Genomic DNA, 4,258 nt, shown 5'->3' on the forward strand with positions numbered 1-4,258 from the left:
GCAATCCCCTCTTGCCCAAATGGGATATTCTTATCCGACCTGCCTCATAGGTATTTTGTTTCTTGGAGATCGCCTTAAGTGTAATTTGCGGCGAATTCTCGACTATCCGAATCTCTGGAATTATCTACTCGATCTATACCAGCGTCCCCAGTTTAAAGCAACGTGCAATTTAGACTATACCAAGCGTGCCTATTACATGAGTATGACCGAGATTAATCCCAGTCGAATTGTGCCGAAGGGTCCGATTGTCGATTTTGACCAGCCGCACGATCGCGATCGCTTTGGGAGTGCATAGGGAGCGATTGCTTCCCCTTACTTGCCAAATGGCTGCCCCCACCTTTCCCAATTCTCCTTATTAAACGGCGATCGCCACTTTTGAATCAGCGCCAATTCTAGCTGCTGCCTCGATTTGGTATTCGCTGGCACGTCCCACCAAAAAGCCGCTACCACTGCTACATCTAGCTTGTACTTGCGGTGTAGGCTTATGTAGTTTGAAATGTAATCTTTTGCATCATGTACGCCTTTCCACCGCTGCGAAGGAGTGCGCTTTGTCTCCCCTACGTACAGCAGGATAGGAAGGGTGTTATCAATGATGAAATATAGACAAGCTTCACTGTCATTGTCAGGCAGGCGATAGAATTCTGATGGGTGCAGTCGTAGCGAAAACGGGTCAATGCTATCGGGATCGCAATGCGCCGGAGTCAGGTCAAACAATGCTGTCTGCTGCAATGGCTCACTTTCCCTTGCTCGTTGCTGATAATCGTAGATTTGGGACTTCCACCGCACCAGGGCTGTCTCGTCCATCACCAGCATTTCTGGTCTGGTCACTGGCTGGGGCAACAAATCTGAGAATAAGTTGAGCTGATTGGGTTCCAATGCTATCTCAAAAGCTGACGACCAAAGAATGATAATCCCCTTGAGTCAAAATGTGTAGTAGGGGAGAGTGCGATCGCTTTTCGTCGTGAGTTCCGGTGCTAGTATGTATCCTGTTGTGGCTGTGGAGAGGAGATATGGACGCGATTGCTGATGATTGGCTGAGGCAAAATGAACGGGAAGCTTGGTCGCGCCGCATTCGTCAATTGCGCCAAGAATTAGCTCAAGGGCAAGCCCAACTATCGCCGTCAGAACCTATCTCTTCAGAACAGCTGCGGCGGGAAAGAAAGTCTGTTCGCCCCAACGCTAGAAGTTGCTACGAACAGCAGTAGCAACTTCTAGACGAACTCAATTGACTTTATGTTTTCTAGAAAAGCCTTGACTTGTTGGGCTTGCGACTTGGGAACGCGCATCACTACTGTTTCCTCTCCCCATTTGCCACAGCCTTTCTTTCTTCCCGCTCCAAATCGGCGACCACCACGGCGACATCCTCTGCTTGAGTCGCTAGCTTGTTTAGCTCGGTCAAAATTCCTAGCAATTCTTCCAGCTTTCATAGTTTTGATTTAGGTAACAATAATCAAATATTCCAATGTAGCGACCAAAGCTAGCATCAGAAAAATGGGGAGTGTTACACCTAGAAAATTGGCTGGGACGATCGCCTAAGTACGTAAATTGAAGATTTCTACTAATCCAATAATAATTAAATACACTGCCACAATGTAATTCAGCAGTCGCGGGAGAAAAAGAATTAGTATCCCTGCTATTAAAGCGACAACTCCGTTAATACTGATACTAAAGGCAATATCAGAAGACTTTTGTGCCAGAAGTGGAAAGTCAAGCATAGCTAACTATACGGGTAACAGCTTTGTTTCTAATCTTACTTTTCTTTATCTATTATTGGGAGTTATTGTCGGTTAACAGATTATTTGGTCGCTTTAACAAATTAATGTCGCCCAACAGAAACTGCTAAAATCAAGCTGAATCAAGGAGTTACGATTTTTAAAGTATGCTTTACAAGTCCGAATGAATATCGCTTCAAGAGCTGAAAACTTTATAGCGTAAGGGCTTCTGTTTCGATGAGATCGATCTGTTAAGACGAAAAATAATTTATTAACCGACAGCCACCAGGCTGAAGAGTCAACTAAAATAATTTTTCAACTTTCAACTCTGGCGGGTAGGGAAAGTCTAATTCATTATGTAAATGAGAAAATGACAACAAAAACCAGCACAGAGGTTGATGATTAAAGTAAGCTGTTAGACGAAACTTCCGCACCTCATAACTGCCTTTTGTTAATTCCTTAGATTCGGCAAAGTCACCAGGAAATATTTCATCGAAATAAATCCCCAATTTACTTGCTGTTTGCAGAAAAGGTTTTCCAATAAGTTTGGCTGCATTGTCATAGGCAGGATTAGGAATAATCTTTCTATATTCGCTTTCATCAAATCCAGCCTTTAAGAGATACTCAAAAAACTGTTCGTAAATTTTAACATCCTTACTTTCTCTAAAATTTTTCCATCTAATCACTAAACTATCTTGAAGTTTTTTGTGAATTTCTGCGATAGAATTTGTTGTTTCGGGTTCTTGATTTAGAAGCATTTGTTTACCCCCTAAACTTCCACCCTCGTTTTTAGATCCTGTTTGTAAAGTATAGTCAACCGTATACAACCTCACGAGAGGGCTACTATTCCATGCGCTCGGACTTGACGGTTGACCGTTCTTAAAAACAACTTATTAAATATAATTATATAGCTATTTAACGAAACTTGCGGTGATTCTCTTCTAGGACTAAAGGTAGCGAAGTTGCATATATCGATCTGAGCTACTTTACTCATGTAAGGGTTTTCCAAACAGCTGCTGTGCTATTCGCTTCTGCAATTGAGCTTGCAGCTGTAACTAGGTTGCTAGCAATTATTTCTGGCTGTGGATAGATAAAGAGATATTCTTTCTCTTATTGGGTAATGAAGGCGGTTCTCAAACCAGCACGAGCAGCACCAGCAATGTCCCATGCGTGAGCAGCAACCATCCACACATCGTCTTGGATATCTCGTTTGACCAGATCATAGACATCGGGGTGCGGCTTCGTCTTTTGGATAGCGTTACAGGAAAGGATGCTACTAAAGTGTTGGATGGCATTAGCACTCTCCAGCAATTTGCGTGTCGAGTTCTCGCTACCATTGGTTAAAGCAATTAACTGCCAGCCAGCTTTAATTAAAATTTGAAAAGCTTCTAGAGCGTCCGGTTGCAACTCCAGCTCGGAAAAAGAGTTAACTACGTGCGACATCTGTGTAGTATTCAAATTGATGTCCAGCAACTTCATGGTTCTAGGCAGTTCAGCCTCCAGCACTTCTTTAAGCGGTTGATAGCCGCGTCTCATGAGATCAGGCAAAGGCATCACAAGAGCGTTTGTGCAAACCACAGCTCTAGAGCATAAGCGGGAGCGTCCAACTCCACTAGTCGCTGGCGGGGTTTTTCCAGGCTGAAGCAAGTGCCTATAATGTCGAATACAACAGTGTTTTTGAATGTCATCAATTTGTAGAAAATAGGTTTATCAGCCGTAATTTTGCTACATCATCTAAGGCTTTTCCTCCTCATCAGGTTTGAGAACAGAAATGAGAAAATTTGAGCAAGATCGCATAAGGAAACAGTAATGTTAGAAGGCAGTGAACTACTATCAACTGTAGGCGTAGATTACTCACCCCTACGCGATTTACTAGCATCTGGTCAGTGGAAAAAGGCGGATGAAGAGACGGGGGCAATTATGCTAAAAATCTCCGGTCGCGTTGCAGCAGGTTGGCTGAGGGAGGAGGACATAGAGACTTTCCCTTGTGCAGACTTGCAAACCATCGATTCGCTTTGGTTGAAATCCAGCAGCGATCGCTTTGGCTTCACCGCACAATGCTATATCTGGGAAAGTGTAGGGCAGGATTATGGAAAATTTGGCGATACAGTGGGGTGGCGATCGCAGCAACGGTACTCACTCTGGTATCATTACTCCGAGCTGGATTTCAGTCTCAATGCCCCTACCGGACACTTGCCAGCCGCACCATTTTTTAAGTTTTGCGAACTGGCGATTGGATGGACTGCTACATTGCCATCAAAGCTTGCAGACTGCTGCGTGGAAGATTTTTGAGAGCTACTACAGTTTTCTTTAAGGGTAGACTGCGATCGCTACTCATCCTGCTTAACTTCCACTACAGTTACGTTAAAACTCTTCCACTCTTGCACAGTGAAGCCTTCCTTGACTTCCTCTGGAAATCGGATAGCCATCTTCTCCCAGGCTTCCTCTGTACTATTGGCTTTGATGTAACGTGAGTTCGATGAGAAAAACTAGCCAAAAAGAAAACTGAGACCTATGCTCAAAATACACACACAATAGTCTCAGCT

General features: G+C 43.8%; 7 protein-coding genes and 1 pseudogene. 3 read left to right on the forward strand and 5 right to left on the reverse strand.

Going from position 1 to position 4,258, the window contains the following annotated elements; translation table 11 throughout:
* Positions 1–295 (forward strand): annotated as a pseudogene (locus DSM107010_RS37000) (hypothetical protein); the annotation flags it as partial.
* Between the two features lie 17 nt (positions 296–312).
* Here DSM107010_RS37000 and DSM107010_RS37005 read toward each other — a convergent pair.
* On the reverse strand, positions 313–876 hold the full coding sequence (locus DSM107010_RS37005) for a GIY-YIG nuclease family protein (protein WP_199756036.1): 564 nt from the start codon (positions 874–876) through the stop codon (positions 313–315).
* 134 nt (positions 877–1,010) lie between these two features.
* Here DSM107010_RS37005 and DSM107010_RS37010 point away from each other — a divergent pair, with 134 nt between their 5' ends.
* A complete protein-coding gene (locus DSM107010_RS37010; protein ID WP_127025347.1) occupies positions 1,011–1,205 on the forward strand; it encodes a hypothetical protein in 195 nt (64 codons plus the stop codon).
* 6 nt (positions 1,206–1,211) lie between these two features.
* On the opposite strand, the gene DSM107010_RS37015 is transcribed toward DSM107010_RS37010, so the two are convergent.
* From DSM107010_RS37015 to DSM107010_RS37030, 4 genes are all read right to left on the reverse strand, one after another.
* Entirely contained in the window at positions 1,212–1,427 is a 216-nt protein-coding gene (locus DSM107010_RS37015) for a hypothetical protein (protein ID WP_106171131.1), read from the reverse strand.
* 105 nt (positions 1,428–1,532) lie between these two features.
* Positions 1,533–1,715, reverse strand: a complete 183-nt coding sequence (locus DSM107010_RS37020) for a DUF3096 domain-containing protein (RefSeq protein ID WP_106171133.1) — start codon at positions 1,713–1,715, stop codon at positions 1,533–1,535.
* 299 nt (positions 1,716–2,014) lie between these two features.
* Entirely contained in the window at positions 2,015–2,545 is a 531-nt protein-coding gene (locus DSM107010_RS37025; RefSeq protein WP_127025350.1) for a hypothetical protein, read from the reverse strand.
* Positions 2,546–2,822: 277 nt separating this feature from the next.
* Positions 2,823–3,266 carry an HAD-IA family hydrolase gene (locus tag DSM107010_RS37030; RefSeq protein WP_106171139.1) on the reverse strand — a complete coding sequence of 148 codons (444 nt, stop codon included), beginning with the start codon at positions 3,264–3,266 and terminating at the stop codon, positions 2,823–2,825.
* 255 nt (positions 3,267–3,521) lie between these two features.
* Between DSM107010_RS37030 and DSM107010_RS37035 the strand changes: the two genes are divergently transcribed.
* The gene (locus tag DSM107010_RS37035; RefSeq protein ID WP_106171141.1) at positions 3,522–4,004 is read left to right on the forward strand and encodes a GUN4 domain-containing protein; all 483 of its coding nucleotides are present in this window, start codon (positions 3,522–3,524) and stop codon (positions 4,002–4,004) included.
* The last annotated feature ends 254 nt before the right edge of the window (positions 4,005–4,258 follow it).

The organism is Chroococcidiopsis cubana SAG 39.79, assembly GCF_003991895.1.
Taxonomy (GTDB): domain Bacteria; phylum Cyanobacteriota; class Cyanobacteriia; order Cyanobacteriales; family Chroococcidiopsidaceae; genus Chroococcidiopsis; species Chroococcidiopsis thermalis.